At 54.6% G+C, this 18,164-nt stretch carries 12 protein-coding genes; 5 read left to right on the forward strand and 7 right to left on the reverse strand.

All coding sequences use genetic code 11. The features are described 5' to 3' along the window. Positions 1 to 6: 6 nt before the first annotated feature. The 5 genes from EAW52_RS02090 to EAW52_RS02110 form a co-directional block, all read right to left on the reverse strand. Positions 7 to 423 (reverse strand): Imm50 family immunity protein, encoded by a 417-nt coding sequence (locus EAW52_RS02090; protein WP_122041234.1) that lies wholly within the window; start codon positions 421 to 423, stop codon positions 7 to 9. Further along, the gene (locus EAW52_RS26720) at positions 420 to 5,228 is read right to left on the reverse strand and encodes an RHS repeat-associated core domain-containing protein (RefSeq protein WP_122041235.1); all 4,809 of its coding nucleotides are present in this window, start codon (positions 5,226 to 5,228) and stop codon (positions 420 to 422) included. The genes EAW52_RS02090 and EAW52_RS26720 overlap by 4 nt, the downstream gene beginning before the upstream one ends. Next, positions 5,225 to 5,965, reverse strand: coding sequence for a DUF4123 domain-containing protein (locus EAW52_RS02100; protein ID WP_122041236.1), 741 nt, complete (start codon positions 5,963 to 5,965; stop codon positions 5,225 to 5,227). The genes EAW52_RS26720 and EAW52_RS02100 overlap by 4 nt, the downstream gene beginning before the upstream one ends. Beyond that, entirely contained in the window at positions 5,955 to 8,015 is a 2,061-nt protein-coding gene (gene tssI, locus EAW52_RS02105) for a type VI secretion system tip protein TssI/VgrG (protein WP_122041237.1), read from the reverse strand. The genes EAW52_RS02100 and tssI overlap by 11 nt, the downstream gene beginning before the upstream one ends. 233 nt (positions 8,016 to 8,248) lie before the next feature. After that, positions 8,249 to 8,767, reverse strand: a complete 519-nt coding sequence (locus EAW52_RS02110) for an Hcp family type VI secretion system effector (protein ID WP_010796308.1) — start codon at positions 8,765 to 8,767, stop codon at positions 8,249 to 8,251. 411 nt (positions 8,768 to 9,178) lie between these two features. Between EAW52_RS02110 and hexR the strand changes: the two genes are divergently transcribed. Further along, entirely contained in the window at positions 9,179 to 10,057 is an 879-nt protein-coding gene (hexR, locus tag EAW52_RS02115) for a transcriptional regulator HexR (protein WP_026004183.1), read from the forward strand. Positions 10,058 to 10,165: 108 nt separating this feature from the next. Then, positions 10,166 to 10,357 (forward strand): PA3496 family putative envelope integrity protein, encoded by a 192-nt coding sequence (locus EAW52_RS02120; protein ID WP_010796306.1) that lies wholly within the window; start codon positions 10,166 to 10,168, stop codon positions 10,355 to 10,357. Here EAW52_RS02120 and EAW52_RS02125 read toward each other — a convergent pair. Beyond that, entirely contained in the window at positions 10,329 to 11,282 is a 954-nt protein-coding gene (locus EAW52_RS02125) for a LysR family transcriptional regulator (RefSeq protein WP_122041238.1), read from the reverse strand. The genes EAW52_RS02120 and EAW52_RS02125 overlap by 29 nt on opposite strands. Before the next feature lie 152 nt (positions 11,283 to 11,434). On the opposite strand from EAW52_RS02125, the gene EAW52_RS02130 reads away from it, so the two are divergent. Next, complete coding sequence (locus EAW52_RS02130; RefSeq protein WP_122041239.1) at positions 11,435 to 12,850, forward strand: acetyl-CoA carboxylase biotin carboxylase subunit; 1,416 nt, start codon at positions 11,435 to 11,437, stop codon at positions 12,848 to 12,850. Between the two features lie 11 nt (positions 12,851 to 12,861). After that, positions 12,862 to 14,667 carry a sodium-extruding oxaloacetate decarboxylase subunit alpha gene (oadA, locus tag EAW52_RS02135; RefSeq protein ID WP_122041240.1) on the forward strand — a complete coding sequence of 602 codons (1,806 nt, stop codon included), beginning with the start codon at positions 12,862 to 12,864 and terminating at the stop codon, positions 14,665 to 14,667. 23 nt (positions 14,668 to 14,690) lie between these two features. Here the strand turns inward: oadA and EAW52_RS02140 are convergent, their stop codons facing one another. After that, positions 14,691 to 16,697: a bifunctional diguanylate cyclase/phosphodiesterase gene (locus EAW52_RS02140; protein WP_122041241.1), complete on the reverse strand. Its 2,007-nt coding sequence runs from the start codon at positions 16,695 to 16,697 to the stop codon at positions 14,691 to 14,693. 245 nt (positions 16,698 to 16,942) lie between these two features. Here EAW52_RS02140 and EAW52_RS02145 point away from each other — a divergent pair, with 245 nt between their 5' ends. Next, positions 16,943 to 18,154 (forward strand): YeeE/YedE family protein, encoded by a 1,212-nt coding sequence (locus tag EAW52_RS02145; protein WP_122041242.1) that lies wholly within the window; start codon positions 16,943 to 16,945, stop codon positions 18,152 to 18,154. Positions 18,155 to 18,164: the final 10 nt, after the last annotated feature.

An 18,164-nucleotide genomic window follows, 5' to 3' on the forward strand; every position in this document is an offset into this window, starting at 1 on the left:
AAACAATTAATTATATGTTTCTTGAAAAGAAAACTCGTTTAAATAAACTGAAGGGCCACTTAAGCTTAAGTATTTTGATTTAAAATAAATGCTAGGAGAGGAGTCCATAATATTTGATAAAGACACAGTGAAGATTTCTTCTAAAAATCTAATTTCTATAAAAAATCTGCCTTGGTAAGGAAGATTTCTTATAGATAAATCCTTGATCGATAGACAGTACAGCCCAAGTCTGCACCTATTAAAGCTTTTACCCCATTTTGTAGGGGGGGAGTCAGGTAGTTCAGGTATATCAAAGCTAAATACAAGCTTAGGTTGGTCATTTTCTATATTTATAGAAAATAGCTCAAGCTCGCCTATTGGTATATTTTTGCTAAAAACCATATTGAAAAGTTTACTACCTTCAAGCTCATTCCAATATTTCATGTTTTTACCTTAAAATAATAATGGTCGTCTGCACCATTTACCTTGCCAGTCCGTGGATTATGCTCTGGACGCAGATTAAAATGTGGAGGTTGGTCACCCTTACCATCAATGTCGTTAAACTTATGTCCGAGTGAGTGCTCTTGTATTAATACTTTACTGCCATCAGCTCTTGTGAATTGGTAGACCCTTGTTAAAATTGGTTTTCCTGAATTATCAAGAACTGGCTCCTTATCCCTTCCTGTCAAGGGTTCATATTTATATTGTTGCTCTCTACCCGTTCTTGAATCAAATATTATATCGGGTTGTTGATTTTTAGGTATTCCTGCATCTCTTTTAGCTTGGTTGAAAGCTCCATTGCGAGATACATCGGGGGCCTTAGTCTCATCTTTTTGCTGATTTGAGATGTTTTTTTTATTCCCAGGGCACTCTGGTTTACAACTTGCTAAGCCCAGCGGATCCACCCACCCCGTTGGGTTGGGCACATACTGATAGTTATTCAACCCACCCGCTAATTTGATCGGGTCGGGTGTTAGGAAGTGGCCCGTATTAGGATTGTAGTAGCGGTGTCGGTTGTAGTGCAGGCCGGTTTCTTGGTCAAAGTATTGCCCCTGGAAACGCAGGGGGTTTTCCAGTTCAGCGACTTCTAGCTTGGCCACATTTCCGTAGGCGCGATACTTGGCAGACCAGACGATAGAGCCTGCCGTACTGGTTATCTCCTGTGGTGTGCCGAGGTGGTCGAGCTGGTAGTAATAAGGTTCGGCTGCTTGCCCTTCACCGTGCAGCATTGCCAAGGGGCGGAACGTGCCGGGCTCGTAGATATAGCTACGGTAATGGTTTTTCCCGCTTTCGGCGATTAGCCGTTCGCCTTGCCAGAGAAACTCGGTAGTTTGGCCATCAACAGTTTTGGCGATGCGTCGGCCGAAGGCGTCGTAACGGTACTCGGCGATTCGCCCGTCAGGGAGTGTCGCTGCAATCAGGCGGTGCTGGCTGTCATAGCGGTATTCAGTGACCAGTCGTTGACCTGCGCCGCGTCGTTCACGAGTCAGATTGCCATAGGCGTCGTAATCGTAGTGGCTATCGCCTTGCATCAACAGACGGTTGCCTTTGACGTTGGCGAGGCGTGCGCCTTCCTGCCCCTTCTGGCTAAGCAGGTTACCGGCAGGATCGTGGGCAAAGCTCTCTGGCAGATCGCCCCGAACAGCTATCAGTCGATCCAGCGGGTCGTAATGGAAGTGCTTGTTGCCCTTGCGGGAGTCTTCGATCGCAGCGAGATTGCCGTTGGCATCGTAGGCATAGCGACGTTGATAGACGCTGCGCTCCTGTTGGCTGATGCGGTGGGCTTGGAGGCGGCCTTGCTCGTCATAGTGATAATGACTAAGCAGTGCACCTTGCTGGCGGTATTGCTCACGTCCGCCCGGTAGGTATTGGTGGGCCGTTAGTGGCTGACCATTCAGGTCAATAGCGCTTAGCAGGCCGCCATTACGATAGCGGTAATCAAGCAGGCTGCCATCGGGTAAGCGGCAATGGCTGAGCTGCCCAAGGGCATCATATTGATAACGGAACGTTGCCCAACCTTGATGCTCGGTAATAAGGCGATCCTGAAGATCGTACTCATAGGCGAGCGGCCATTGGCCGTCATCTATACTGACCAGCCGGCCAAGGGCATCGTAGGCGTAATGGATTTTCTGGTCGTCAGGGAGGGTTTTAACGAGTAACCGTCCAGCCGAGTCACGCTGGTAGCAGGTAACCAGCTGGCTACCGTCTTCGCCGAATTCCGTTTTTTCTATCAGATGGCCGTTAAGGTCGTAGGCATAGGCTGTTGTACGGCCATCAAAGCCGGTTTCTTCTCGTATCAGGCCGTTGGGATAGTAATCAAGTTGGTAGTGCTCACCGCGCTCGTTCTCGATCTCTGTCAGTAACAGGCGAGCATTGTCGTATCGATAACACAGCTGGCTGCCATCAGGGTTGATTCGGCGACTGACGAGGTGCAGGTTGTCCGCGTATTCGTAGCGGGTAACGCGTCCCAACTCATCCCGCTCGGCTGTTATTTTGCCGTATGCATTGTAGGTAAACGCGCGCGTCCCACCGCCCGGCAGCGTAACCTGACTGAGTCGGCCAACGGCGTCCCATTGATACTGAGTAACAGCGCCTGATTCGTCCTGTCGAGTGATTTGGCGGCCAAGCGCATCGTACCGATAGCGGCGCTTGCCACCGTCGGGTAGCAACTCTTCTATCAGCTGGCCTTGGGGATTCCAGGTGAGTTCATGACGGCTATCATCAGGATGTTGAATACTGAGCAGGTTGCCTCGGCTGTCATAGTGGTAGTGAGTGGTGTTGCCGTCCGGATCCGTCTGAGCGGTAATATCACCTTGGGTATTACGCCGATATTTCCAGACAGCCTTGCCTCGGCTGACCATGCGTACGAAGCCTTTATGGTATTCGTAATAGGTAGGCTCATCTTCAGGCGGAATGACAGCAATGAGATGACCCGCCTCGTCATGCAGGTATTCAGTGATAGCGCCTAGCGGATCTTTCTCGGCAATCAGCTGGCCTTTTTCATCGTATACCTTGTGATGCTTGGCGCCGTCCGGGTCTATCTGTTGGACGAGGCGAGCGTTTTCATCATGTTGGTAGACCTGCTGGCTGCCGTCTGAGTTATGAACGGTAACGGTACCGTTGTCCTGCCAGACGTAACGCGTATCCATTTGGGCAAAATTGGCCCAGTGATGGACGCAACGGGACTGTTTTCCTTCGCCTTCCCATTCCCAGAAGAACGTCGCTCCGCCCGCCAGTTGGCGCTCTTGGATAACGTGCTGATCGTTGTAGCGATAATGCTCGCTTTCACTTGCCGCGTTTGTAGCAGACAAGAGCTGGCCTTGGGCGTTATACCCATAGGTGGCCAGGGTTTGGACGGTATGCCAACTCGCTTCTTCATTATCGGCAGGGCGGTAGACTTGATAATCAACCGCTACGATATGAGCGTGCTCATACGTGAAGCGCAGCGCGCGACCCGCAGTGTTCGTTAGGCGAACAATACGGTCTCTCGCATCGCGAGAAATACGTAAGACGTTGTTGTATGAGTCGCTTATCGAAATAAGACGCGCGCTTTGACCTATCCGACGGAAGTGATAAAAGTGAGGCGTTACGCCCGCCTGCGCAAGAACCAGCTCGCTTGGGTCCTCACCAAGATAGATCGCTGCAGCGGAAAGCCGGTTCGTAATGGCAGGGCGTTGCTGGCTTGGTAGCGGAAACTCGGTGCGGCGATTCTCATGGTCTGTCCAGATAACCGTGTCGCCCTGAATGTCTAGCCGGTGGGCCAGACTATGGCTCCATCCATAGCCCAAGCCAACATTGTACTCGACAGCACTGGTGCGATAGAGGCGAGACCAGGGAAAGGCGAGCACCCCATCCAGCTCTCCATCGGTCAGGGTAAGCAATTCCTCACCTGTAACCATGGAAACCGGACAGCCGTTAGTGCAGGTTTTGGCGCATTCCTGCGAAGGTTTGTCGTTAGGATCCTTAGCCGGCTTGGAGACGTCATCAACCTTTTCTTCACGAGACAGACGCGTTTGACGCCGCGTTTTATTTCGGCTTGTTGTCGAGGCATTTTCAATCGTTTGGCTCGGCGTATCGGCTGGGGTAGGGCGTTTGCTTGCAGGCGCCACCTTGGCGTTGATTTTACGGGCTGTATTCGCCTCGCTGATTTCACCATGGGCCGCTAAAGGCTTTAAGGTGTCTGCATGTACAGACAGTGCATGGGATTGACTTGCGTTGATTAACGTATCGGCAAGCTTGCTGATTAAAGCCGTCGCTTGACCAGACTTGAGTGTTTCCAAAGCTTTGGTGCCAACGCGGATTGCGAGCCCCGCACCGCCGCTCAAAATAATCCCGACGACAATATTGATTAAAAGCTCGCCGGTAAATTGAGCGAGTACTTCAACACATGTCTGAGGCGGTAACAGCTTGACCCAGCTAACAATTGCCGCCACGTAAATAAACATCAGTGGCTCATCACTAGCGATCAGTAAGGCTGTACTTAGCGATTCCTTGGAGGCGGTATAGAGCTTTTTCAGCTCGTCTGAACTCAGGTATTTAGCGAGCTTTTTAGCATTCTCATAAGGATGAGCAATTAATTGAAAAAGTGACTTTATGTCGTCCCAGAGCGAGAGCAGTGCATGCTCAAAGCCCTCTAGGGCAGCCTCCAGTTGAAGTTTTAAACGTTGTCCCGAGTTAGCGCTTTGATAGGTGCTCCATAAAGGTTGGAATTGATTGGTCCATTCGCTTTGAAGCCATGCAGCAAGCTTTTGAATAACGCCTTGATAAGAGCTATATAGGGCTTCTACCTGAGCCTTTGTTACATTCGGGAAAAACGTAATGCGATAGAGCTGTCCACGTTTGCAGCCAGAAATGACTTTTATGCCGCTTGGGCCGATTTCATCATTAATGACGGGTCCTGTAACTTCATCTCCGTTCCAGGCTCTCGTGACAGGTTCCAGCCGTACGGGTGTATTGCCAATGGGAACAAAGCGGGCGGCTTCAAAAGCATGAACTAACGTGAACTCTCCATTCAGCGGGCACGTTGCGTAGTTCGTAACAGGGGAGGTGTAATCCTTGTCTTTGCTAATGCTTAACTCATCGCCAATCTTGAACGTTTGATCGGCATCCAATGCCCAACCGGTCCAGAGGCTTTCTGCCAGCTCTTTATAGGTGCCCAAGCAGCTCTTGAATTCAGAGATTACTTTGCTTGCATCAGGTGACTCGGCACCCAAACCAATAAACGAGAACGAGCCGAGCCGAGGAATCATAGCGAAGCATCCTTTTCAAGTTGAGCGATAAGTTGCGCCGTATCGTCCATGTCTGTTTCCTGGCGCTGAACAAAGCGTTTGATCTTTTGTAAAAGATTGATTTCTGGGAATTTGAAGTAAATGTCTGGGTGATTTTCTTGAATGTGCTGCATCAGGTTATCGATCAGCGTTGAGGCATCGTTTTCATGCAATGCATCAAGTACCGTCTGGGGCACGTTCCACCAAGGGTATGTTCGAGCGATTTGGTAAGTACTTGGGGTTATGCTGGCGTTGAATTGATTAACCCAGTACTGATCGAAGCAAGGTAATATGGTAGAGAACTGCTGATTCAGGGTCTGAATCACAGGGATCAGATGCCGTCCATCCCAAAAGCGGAAAAACACTTCGCTACCGTCTGGCATAAAGACTTTGGTCAGACTCTTGAGGTGTTCGACGATAGCCGCTGGCTCATGCGTGGATAGGGCTAGCCATCCCCAGTCTTTATATTTTTCCTGAGCGGCCCAATCCAGAAATGTACTGTTTAGACTGAGCCTACCTAGGTAGGGCATCACCGGCTGCCAGTCAGCGTAGGGGGTACCTTCCCAAATGGGCAAAGGGACAAAAGCTTCACGAGCTTCGTAATAGGCCTTCAGTGGATTGGCATCGCTGGTGTTACTCATCACGACATAAAGGGATGAGTTATCAGTTGACTGTTGAGCCAACCACTCCTTAGGGGTAAGCAAATTATCAGAACGCACAGAACCCCTCCTTGCACTTTTCGCATTCTTCGCAGAAGGGTGCGTTACGCTTGAAGGTATTGATCTGTGCAGGTGTTAGCAGGGCACCTGCCTTGTCTGCGTCGGCTGGCTTTACAGGGCCCGGCAGCAGAGGAGCGGCACCGGTTCCGCTGCCAGCATTGCCGCCAGAATTGATACGAACCGTTGGGCCGACGATGGTGATGCCGCTGGCGTCCAGTTTGATGAAGCTGCCGCCGGCCTTGAACGTAAGCTCGCTGCCAGCTTCCAGGACAACTTTCAAGCCACTGGATAAGTGGATTTCCTGTCCCGCACTGACGAACTGACCCGTACCGATCTTGATATGCTGGTTCTGCCCGATGGTGAGGTGGTCGTTGGTCTTGACCTCAACCTTGCGGTCCGCATCCGTGGTGCGATGCTCCTCAGCCTTGTATTCCGTATAGCTGTTCGCCTCGACAATGTCGTGTCGCTCATGCCCTACGCGGATCTTCTGGTCGTGCTCGACGTTCTCGTCCCAGTCCCGCTGGGCATGAATGTAGATCTGTTCCTGACCTTTCTTGTCCTCGATACGCAGCTCGTTATAGCCACCACCGCCGGGTGTGCTCAGGGTCTTAAAAACGCTGCGGGTCTTGTTGGCTGGCAGGTCATACGGCACCTGATGTTCCATGTGGAACAGGCAGCCCGTGACCAGGGGCTGGTCCGGGTCGCCCTCTAAAAACGTGACCAGTACTTCCATGCCGATGCGAGGAATGGCGATGCCGCCGTAGCGATCGCCCGCCCAGCTGGACGAGACGCGCAGCCAACAGCTGGTCTGCTCGTTGGCCTGGCCTGCACGGTCCCAATGAAACTGCACCTTGACCCGACCGTACTCATCGCAATGGATCTCTTCGCCCTTGGGTCCAGTGACCACAGCGGTCTGGCTGCCCAGGATCTTGGGCTTGGGATGCTCAAGCGCAGGACGGAAGGGTACGTCCCAGGGCGTCGCTGTGAAGCGGTTGCGGTAGCCCTGGGTAAAGCCGTCGTGCTTGTCCACATCGCTGGTAACCGACTCTTCCAGCACCTGGGGCTGCTTGCCTTCATGCCAGAGGCCGGTGAGTAGCCAGAGCTGGTTCCAGTCACGGCGGGGATGCTCGGACAGTTCCAAAAAGTGGCCGGTCACCAGCTGGGGTTGATCGCTTTCACCTTCGGCCAGCTGATAGTCGCTGCGGTGACGTTCAAGGGCGCGCTGGGCGAGATGCTTACCGCGGGTGCGATCGGTAAAGCGACCCGGGTAGTCATAGTCTTCCAGGTCGGGCTTGGCCTCGCTCTTGTAGGCGGCCTCCATGCGCAGTCGCGGTTGCTCGAAGTCATAGTCGCGACGCGAGACACGGGCGGTACGGGTTTCCAGGCGTACGCCAAAGCGCTTGACTACCGGCTCGTCTGCTACAAGCCCCGAGCCCTGTACATAAGCAGTCGGTGGTGTGAGCTTGGGAAAGCCGGTCTGGTCATCGCCAAACACCAGGACGTGGTTATCCGGGGTATGCTCGAAGTGGTAGTGCAGGCCTTCCTCTTCGCAGAGCCGCTGAATGAAGTGCAGGTCGGTCTCATCGTATTGGACGCAATACTCGCGAGGCGGATAGACCGTTGGCCCCAGCTGGAAACGGTAGGCGTCCGCCAGGATGCCGTGGTCTTCGAGCACCTGGGCGATGATCTGCGGGACGGTGAGCTTCTGGAAGATGCGCTGGTTGGTACGGTGCGCAAGGTAAGTCAGACGCGGCACCAGCACGACGTGATAGCGGGTGAGGCGCTTGCCGGCATCGCCCTGGCCGATCTGGTAGAGCTGACCATGGACGCCGTTACCGCTGGGCGAGAAGGCCAGAAAGGCGCGCTGATGCAGCAGGGCTTCAAGGTCGAGGTCGGGGCGTTCGCTGACCAGTTCGAGGTCAAAGCGAAAGGGCTGGCTGATCGACTCCTGCCCCGTAAAACTCAGGACTTGGAAATCAGGCGTGACCCCATCTGAGGTCGATCCGTGAATGGATAGCGAAAAGTGAGTCGTATTCGCTGGGTTGAACATTCCGTGTTCCTCCAGATGGTCGTCGCAAAAACAATTTCGGCCAGGAAACCTGGCCGAAAAGGCTAACCGTACTAGCATGGAATGAGCCAATGCCAGACATCATGGCGCTTGACTCATTGTGCCACCTCAATCGGTTAGCAGGCAGTGAATCGGGTCTGTTTCTGACCAATCGGCTTCTGGAGGGGATCAGAAGCCGACACCGATTCACACCTGTCTGACGGATCGCCGCGAAATTAAGCGGAGATCGGGGAGCGCCAGTCGTCGGAGCCGGAAGTGCCGGATACTTCGTGAGTCCAGACGATCTTGCGGTACGTGAAGTACACGTCTTCCAGGTGAGTGAAATGAGCCATGTTCGGGTCCTGGCAGTTCGGCATGCGGGACTGCACGTCAACGATGATGGCGTCTTCCAGCTCGATGGTGAAGTAGTGTTCCTGAGTACCAGTAGCAGAAGTGCGGTACCACTCCAGGCGGCACTTGCTCAGGCGCTCGCCGGAGGTCAGTGCGTTGAAGATCAGCGGAGAGGACTTGTCGAAGACCTTGGTGATCATCAGCGGCTTGTGTACACGCTGACCAGTCGGCTGACCGGACTGCGGATCGCGTGGGATGATGACCTGGTGATTGAAAGCCTGAACCAGAATCTGGTCTTCATGGCCTTCCTGGAAGATGTTGCCGACGGAGTCTTCCGTGAAGGTGCCTGCAGTGATCAGACCTTGCTTGGTGCCTTCGAGGGACAGATACGCGGGTGTTGGCATGATGCTCTCCTTGCCTGAATAGTGGGCCCTTGGCCCGGGAGCCATACCTATTACAAACCCTGTGCCAATAAAATAAATTCTTTATTAATCAAGTAGTTATGATTTAATGAAGTGCGTGCCGCATGAGCTTTGCGACAGCTGTCACATAAAGGTGCGCAGCTTTTTGCGCATTAAGGCAGAAATCTTGCGCACTACGCTAGAAGCGAGTGAACTCGCCTTGTCTGTGCTTTTTTCGAGGATGTGAACGGGTGAGGGTGTGCCAAAAGTTGCGCTGTAGACGGGTTGTCTTATGGCTTCAGTGCAAAGATGTCCATTACGCGAAATACTAAGTGAATGAATGACCTGGCGTCGATGTAGTATAAAGACGTACCACTACATGCCTTTTCCACCTCTGCTAGTCGAGTGCCGCTTGTGAACCTGATGCAACATATCGCCCAGTCGCGCCATTTATTGCGCAAGTCTGAGCTCAAGGTGGCTGAGCACGTCATGCTGGATCCTGCGGCTGTCATGCACAGTTCGATGGCGGACCTTGCTCATGAGGTAGGGGTTAGTGAGCCAACTATCGTGCGGTTCTGCCGTGCTATTGGGTGCGATGGTTTTCAGGACTTGAAGCTGCGTCTGGCCCAAAGTCTGGCTTCAGGGGCGAGCTTTGGACAGTTCGCCATCCATGAGAACGACTCGGTTGTCGATTTCAGCCTGAAGATTTTCGATACCACGCTGCACACGCTGATGGATATCCGCGAGCGCTTGGACATGCAGGCGCTCGAGCAGGCTATCGAAGAGATTTCCAAGGCCAAGCGGGTAATGTTCTATGGCTTTGGCGCTTCCGGCGCCGTGGCGACGGATGCCCAGCACAAGTTCTTCCGTCTTTTGCTCAGTGCGTTTGCCTATTCTGATCCCCACATGCAGGCGATGTCGGCAGCAACCCTGACGCCAGATGACGCGGCGATCTGTATTTCCCAGTCGGGACGCTCGAAAGACCTGTTGATCACGGCCAACTTGGTCCGGGACAGTGGGGCCAAGCTGATCACGATCTGCCCAAGCCAGACGCCTTTAGCAGAGTTAGCCAATGTCAGCCTGACGATTGATGTGCCGGAAGATACTGAGATCTATACGCCGCTGACATCACGTATTGCACACCTGGTCATTATCGATGTGCTGGCGATGGGGGTGGCGATGTCCCGAGGCCCGACGCTGGTCAACCACCTCAAAGGTGTCAAGCGCAGTCTGCGAAGCCTGCGGTTATCACCCAAGAGCATCAAACATCAGGACGAGCGCGACTCGCATTGATGATCAGGTGCAGCTCTTCGGCTGTCCCTTAAGCTTCACCAAGGCTTCGCCAAACCGTCATCTTTCCTGAGCAGGCTAAAGGCTCCACCTTTGCTTGGGAGATACGGTATGGCCATGTCTATGGACAGCGATTTTCTCGACGCCAAAACTCGCCGTAAACTGGCGGATCAACGCCGAATGGCCTTTCGACGTGCCATTGAGGATCGCAACGAGCAGTTACGTCTGGAGCAGGAGTTAACGGATTATCCCGAACTATTTTCTGCTTCGGTCGCTATGAGCGCTCAGCTCTCAGCGCACTGATTCGTTCGGCTAGCGCGGCGATTCGACTCCGTTCTTCCCGAATGAAGTTAAAAAACGCCTGTGCCACAGGAGACAGGCGTTTGCTGCGCGGATGAACCACGCACCAGCTGCGGCAAAGTGGAAGCTCCTGTACCGATAGCTCGCACAGTATGCCAGCTTTAAGCTCTCGGTGAACAGCCAGTCGTGGAAGCAGTGCAATACCCAATCCGGCAATGACACCTTCCCGTATGGCTTCCAGCGAGGTCAGTTCTTGCACGTCTGAAAAGTGGGCTCGCTTTTGCTTGAAGTACTCGTCACACGCCTGACGGGTGCCGGAGCCCGACTCTCGTACTAGCAGCGGACAATCGCTCAGATCCTTCAAGGTAAGGCTGCCGGTTTGGCTGACAGGATGTTCCGGAGCGGCCACTGCAACAATCTCGTTGTTGAGAAAGGGAAGAAACTCTAGGTCTCGGTCTGACGGTACCAGAGACATGATCATGATTTCGTCACGGTTTTCAGACAGCCGTCTGAGCATGTGATCGTGGTTGCCCACGCAGAGATGAACACTGACCTCCGGGTGCTGCTGCTTGAAGGCAGCGAACAGATGGGGCGCCAGGTATTGCGCGCTGGTTTCTACCCCCAGACGGAGTTGTCCGTGAAGCGAGCCCAGGAGATTGGAGAGCTGCATATCGAGACTGTTGAGGCGTCCAAAGATATCCTGTCCGGCGCGCAGCAAGGCATCGGCGGCTTCGGTCAGGTAAAGGGTTCTGCCACTGTATTCAAACAGTGGTTGTCCGAGCAGCTCTTCCAGCTGGCGAATCTGCAGGCTGACGGCCGGTTGCGTTAGGGCCATGACGTCAGCTGCACGGCTGTAGGAGCGTGTCTCGCATACGGCCTCAAACACTTGCAGCTGGCGTAAGGTGATACGCATCAAAGGTTTACGCATGGCTGAGCCGGCCTCATCGTTGATCTATAAGTAATACCTTATAGATACGCTAATAATTATTGATTTTCCATAATCCTTATTGCCGTCTAGGTTTGTGAGCGAACAAGAACAAATGCCCAAAGGGCTCCTTATCTCGCTCAAGAGGCCGGCGTGTGATCAAGAAAATCCTCATCGCCAATCGTGGCGAAATCGCAGTGCGTATCGTGCGTGCGTGTGCCGAAATGGGTATTCGCTCGGTAGCCATCTATTCAGAGGCTGACCGCCATGCGCTGCATGTAAAACGGGCCGATGAAGCACATAGCATCGGCAGCGATCCGCTCGAAGGCTATCTGAACCCTCGCAAGCTCGTGAACCTGGCAGTTGAGACCGGGTGTGATGCGTTACATCCGGGATATGGCTTCTTATCCGAGAATGCCGAGCTGGCAGAGATCTGCGCGCAACGAGGCATCAAGTTCATCGGGCCCAGCGCCGACGTGATTCGGCGGATGGGAGACAAGACCGAGGCGCGTCGCAGCATGATTGCAGCAGGCGTGCCCTGTACCCCCGGTACCGAAGGAAACGTAGCCGATCTGGATGAGGCACTGATCGAAGCAGAGCGCATCGGCTATCCGGTGATGCTCAAGGCCACGTCTGGTGGTGGCGGTCGTGGTATCCGACGCTGTAATAGCCGTGAGGAGCTGGAGCAGGCCTATCCCCGCGTCATTTCCGAGGCAACCAAGGCGTTTGGTAGTGCTGAAGTATTTCTCGAGAAGTGCATCGTCAATCCCAAGCATATCGAAGCTCAGATTCTGGCGGACAGCCTGGGCAATACCGTTCACCTGTTCGAACGGGACTGCTCGATCCAGCGTCGCAACCAGAAGCTCATCGAGATTGCCCCCAGCCCGCAGCTGACACCTGAGCAGCGTGCCTATATTGGCGATCTGGCGGTACGCGCTGCCAAGGCGGTCAGATACGAGAATGCCGGTACGGTGGAGTTCCTGCTCGCAGAAGGCGAAGTGTATTTCATGGAGATGAACACCCGGGTTCAGGTCGAACATACGATCACCGAGGAAATTACAGGGATCGATATCGTTCGCGAGCAGATCCGGATTGCCGCTGGACAACCGCTGTCGGTCAAGCAGGAGGACATCATCCATCGTGGATTTGCCCTGCAGTTTCGTATCAATGCGGAAGACCCTAAAAACAACTTTCTACCCAGCTTTGGCAAGATCACCCGCTATTACGCACCTGGTGGCCCTGGGGTGCGCACGGATACCGCCATCTATACCGGCTATGTGATCCCACCGTTCTACGACTCCATGTGCTTGAAGCTGATTGTCTGGGCGCTGACCTGGGAAGAGGCACTGGAGCGGGGCCTACGGGCGCTGGACGACATGCGAGTGCAGGGCGTAAAGACCACAGCACCTTATTACGAAGCGATTCTGCGCAACCCGGAATTTCGTAGCGGCCAATTCAATACGAGCTTTGTGGAAAGCCATCCGGAGCTGACGCAGTACTCGATCAAGCGTAACCCCGAGCAACTGGCCCTGGTCATCGCGGCCGCCATTGCCGCCCATGCGGGCCTGTGAGGAAAACAAGAATGTCCAAAAAGATCTTTGTTACCGACACCGTGTTGCGTGACGCACACCAATCCCTGCTGGCAACGCGCATGCGTACGGAAGACATGCTGCCCATCTGTGACAAGCTGGATCGGGTCGGGTATTGGTCACTGGAAGTCTGGGGCGGTGCGACGTTCGATGCCTGTGTGCGGTTTCTGAAAGAAGACCCGTGGGAGCGTTTGCGCACGCTGCGGGCCGCCTTGCCCAACACTCGTCTGCAAATGCTGCTGCGGGGCCAGAACCTGTTGGGTTATCGCCACTATAGCGACGATGTGGTCGAGGCCTTTGTGGCCAAGGCGGCGGAAAACGGAATCGACGTCTTCCGGATTTTCGATGCCATGAACGATGTGCGCAATCTGGAAACGGCTATCAAGGCTGTCAAGAAAAGTGGCAAGCACGCCCAAGGCACCATTGCTTATACAACCAGCCCGGTGCATACCGTCGAGGCGTTCGTCGAGATGGGCCGGACCATGGCGGGCATGGGCGTGGACTCCATTGCGATCAAGGACATGGCCGGGTTGCTTACACCCTACGCCACGGGGGAGCTGGTAAAGGCATTAAAAGAGGCATTGGATTTGCCGGTGTTTATCCACTCCCATGACACGGCCGGTGTAGCTGCCATGTGCCAGCTCAAGGCGGTGGAAAACGGAGCGGATCATATCGATACCGCTATTTCCAGCCTGGCGTGGGGGACCAGCCATCCAGGGACCGAATCCATGGTTGCCGCGTTGCGTGGAACGCCCTATGACACGGGGCTGGACCTTGAGCTGTTGCAGGAGATCGGCCTGTACTTCCATGCCGTTCGCAAGAAGTATCACCAGTTTGAAAGCGAATTTACGGGAGTGGATACGCGCGTACAGGTCAATCAGGTGCCGGGCGGGATGATCTCCAACCTGGCCAACCAGCTGCGCGAGCAGGGTGCACTCAATCGCATGGGCGAGGTGCTGGCAGAAATTCCCCGTGTACGCGCCGAGCTGGGTTATCCACCGCTGGTGACGCCGACATCACAGATCGTTGGTACCCAGGCCTTTTTCAATGTCCTAGCGGGAGAGCGCTACAAGACCATCACCAATGAAGTGAAACTGTATTTGCAGGGCCGTTACGGCAAGGCACCCGGCAAGGTCTGCGAGCTGCTGCGCAAGCGAGCCATTGGTAATGAGGAAGTGATCGAGGTGCGTCCAGCCGACTTGCTCAAGCCGGAACTCGATAACCTGCGCCGAGAGGCAGGAGAGTTTGCCCGGTGCGAGGAAGATGTCCTGACGTTTGCCATGTTCCCGGATATCGGACGCAAGTTTCTGGAGGCGCGTGCAGCCGGAACCTTGCAGCCTGAAGAGCTTCTGCCCATCCCGGATGGAAGCGGTACGCCTTTGGCGCGTGAAGGCGTGCCGACTGAATTCGTGATTGATGTACACGGTGAAAGCTATCGGGTGGATATCACAGGTATCGGTCTGAAGAGCGAGGGCAAGCGGCACTTTTATCTGTCCATTGATGGTATGCCGGAAGAGGTGGTCTTCGAGCCGCTCAATAGCTACGTTTCAGGCGGTGATGGCAAGCGCCGTCAGGCCAGCGCGCCAGGGGATGTCAGTACGACCATGCCGGGTAATATTGTCGATGTATTGGTCAAGGAAGGTGATGTGGTCAAGGCGGGTCAGTCGGTACTCATCACCGAGGCGATGAAAATGGAGACCGAGATCCAGGCCTCTATCAACGGAACCGTCAAGGCTGTACACGTGGCGAAAGGCGATCGCGTCAATCCAGGCGAGGTTCTGGTCGAGATCGAGGCTTGAGCCAACGGCAGAGCTGTTAGCGCTTAAAAAGCGGCCCGCTCTGCCGTCCAACGGGTGTGTTGATGTGCCAGAGCTTCCGGCAGGAGGGGTTCTGCCAGGAAAAAGCCCTGGGCCAGATCGCACCCCAGCTCACACAAGAGATCCAGGTGCTCCTGGGTCTCGATACCCTCAGCAATGATCCTGGCACCAAACGCGCGGCTCATGTCGACCAGAGACTTGAGCAGGGCCCGGCGCTTATCGGCATCTTCCACCTGAATAATGGAAGAATCGATCTTTACGGTATTGAACGGTAGCGCAAGCAGATAGGCGATATTGGAATGCCCAGTGCAGTAGTCATCCAGCGATAGGCGGATACCGGACGCTTGCAAGGTGGCGAACGTCTCACGGACCTGTGGGGTGATGTTCAAGGGAACACCTTCGGTCAACTCAAGGATCAGGCGTGAAGGCGCCAGCTTGGTTTCTCTCAAGACCTCGGCTACCCGCGCGGCGAAATTTGGATCGGCGAATTGCAGCGGCGAGACATTTACCGAAAGAGAATAGGCCTTTGGCCATTGAACGGCCTGATGGCAGGCGGTACGCAGGGCCCACTCGCCCAGCTCCAGGATGAATCCGCTTCGCTCGGCCAGAGGGATGAAAAAGTTGGGGGATATCAGACCCCGGGCCGGGTCATCCCAGCGGAGCAGGGCCTCATAGCCGACGACTTCAGTGCTCGAGCAGTCATGGATCGAGTGGTACTGCATGTACAGCCGACCCTCATCCAGGGCGCGACGCAGGTCGGCCGGCTTCAATTCGGGCAGGCCATCAGGCGTCTCGAACAATTGGCTGTCCGCTCGGCTGGCCAATGCAATCTGATTGCGCCCGAGCCGTTTGGCCCGATAAAGCGCGCGGTCGGCAAATTCGATCAATTGCGATTGGTCATCTGGCTGGGGTGATTCCTGATCGCTGCACGCTGCGCCAATGCTGATAGAGACAATCAGCAGCTCGTCGCCCCGGGCCTGATGAGGAATGCCCAATGTTTCAATGGCGGCCCGCAGGCGCTCGGCCGTGATATGGGCCTGTTCCAGGGTGCAGTTAGGCAGGAGAACGGCGAATTCCTCACCTCCATACCGGGCCAGCAGATCGACCTCACGCAGCTGCTCACGCAAGGCAGAAACAATGCACTGCAGGCAGTTATCGCCGGCCGGATGCCCATACAGGTCGTTGAAGCGCTTGAAGTGGTCAACGTCCAGGATTAGCAGGGAGAAAGGCGCACCGCCTGCTTCGTACCGATTCCACAGATCATCCAGTTGTGCGACGAAATAGCGGCGGTTGGCGATACCGGTCAGCGAGTCGGTATCTGAAAGCGTCTGCAGGGTACGGTTCGTACTGGAAAGACTCTGAACACGCAGTTTTTCCCTGAGATTAAGCAGATAGGAATACCGCTCCGAGCGCTCCAGCCAGAAATTGGCCAGTAGGGAAAAGGCACCGGTGACCAGAGCAATGCAGGTAGCAAACAGCCCTTGGGGAAAGGTCATGTTCACGGTAAAGGCGCAGCCCACGATGATTGGAAGTACCAGTATCGTAAAAGGCAAAGCGTATCGGAACGGCAACGCCGTGGTGTTATTAGCGTAGATCAGGATCAAAGGGAGTGAAAACAGACACAAGGCTCTGTCCGGTGACGAGGACGACAGGATAATGGCTACCGCGGCGATAAATCCTGCAAGGCAGGGCAGCCAGGCACAGACCTCCCTGAGTCGATAAGAATTCGTTTTCTTCAGGGTAAAAAGACAGGCCAGTGTTGGCAGCGAGGCGCAGAAGAGGTGCCAGAGAACGGCTTGAAAGAAGATGTCCTTCAACATTAGCCATTCACAGAAAAGAAAGCTGTTGTAGGCAAAGAAGGCCGTTACGTGAGACCGATAGATATGTCGCTTGCGCCGCCTGTGGATATCGTCTTGGTATTGATTCTCGACCATGGCGCTAAACATCAGCACGCGAGACGGATAAGCAATATCAATCTCGATTTGCTTGCCAAGATCGCTGGATAAGGTCATGCCGGAACCTGTTTAAAAGTGCGAAGGTCACGGTAGAGCTCATAAATGAGCAGCACCTGGCCTTTTAGGGATGTAGCTTTTTGCCATCACCAAAAGACCAAATTTAGCGAAATAGTTCACATCCTGTAATCTTCACCGGACCAGCGGACTAATAGCCGTCTTAATGGTGGATATGACATTTAGATATTGGTATCGCGCTAATTCTTGACTAAAATAGTCAGGCTTAATGATGTCGAGGATTCTCAATGAGCCTTTCTATTACGTCCACGGCGCCTCGCCAGATCACCACGCCAGTAGTGGCGCTGGGGCTGGTGGTTCTGGGGGCTGTGTTTTTGGATATGGCTGTCAGCGGACGGCAAGCCTTGCTGTTCATCCTGGGCGGTGCACTGGGGCTGACGCTTTATCATGCCGCTTTCGGATTCACGTCTGCCTGGCGGGTGTTCATTCGTGACCGGCGTGGCGCGGGCCTGCGTGCCCAGATGCTCATGCTGGCCATTGCCGTTGTGCTGTTTTTCCCGGCCCTGGGTGCCGGTACGCTGTTTGGCCAGCCGGTTACCGGCCTGGTATCGCCTGCGGGCACTTCCGTTGTAGTTGGTGCCTTCATTTTTGGCATCGGTATGCAGTTAGGCGGCGGCTGTGCATCTGGAACCCTGTTCACGGTGGGAGGTGGTAATGCACGTATGCTGGTAACGCTGCTGTTCTTCGTGATTGGCTCCGTTATCGCTACGCATCATCTGGGCTGGTGGTTCGCGTTGCCTTCATTGCCCAAGATCTCCCTGGTGACCAGCCTGGGCGTTGTGCCGGGTATTGCAGTCAGCCTGGCGCTGTTTGCCTTTATTGCCTGGATGACTGTGCGTCTGGAGCGCCGTCGCTATGGCAGTCTGGAAGCGACGGTACCCAATGAGCATCAAGGCGCAGCGCGTTTTCTGCGCGGGCCGTGGCCGCTGGTCTGGGGCGCTATTGCCTTGGCGATCCTGAACTTCTGTACGCTGGCCCTGGCGGGTCGTCCGTGGGGGATCACGTCAGCCTTTGCGGTCTGGGGTGCCAAAGGCGCTCAGCTGCTAGGTATCGATGTTGCCAGCTGGGACTTCTGGCAGTTGCCAGCTAATGCCAAGGCCCTGAGCCAGCCTGTCTGGTTCGATGTTACCAGTGTGATGAATTTTGGTATTATCCTGGGGGCACTGATTGCCGCGGGTCTGGCTGGACGCTTCGCGCCCAGTCTGAAGATTCCGACGCGCTCGCTGGTAGCCGCCATGATAGGGGGTCTGCTCCTGGGCTATGGCGCACGTCTGGCCTACGGTTGCAACATCGGGGCGTATTTTAGTGGTATCGCCTCCGGCAGTCTGCATGGCTGGCTGTGGCTGGTCGCAGCCTTTATCGGCAACAGCGTAGGGGTCCGTATTCGTCCGGTGTTCTTCCCGGGTGAACGTCCTGTTACTCAGCTGACCGGTTGCTAAGCGGTAGGTG

Origin of the sequence: Pseudomonas sp. LTJR-52 (assembly GCF_003691465.1) — a bacterium.
Taxonomy (GTDB): Bacteria; Pseudomonadota; Gammaproteobacteria; order Pseudomonadales; family Pseudomonadaceae; genus Chryseomonas; species Chryseomonas luteola.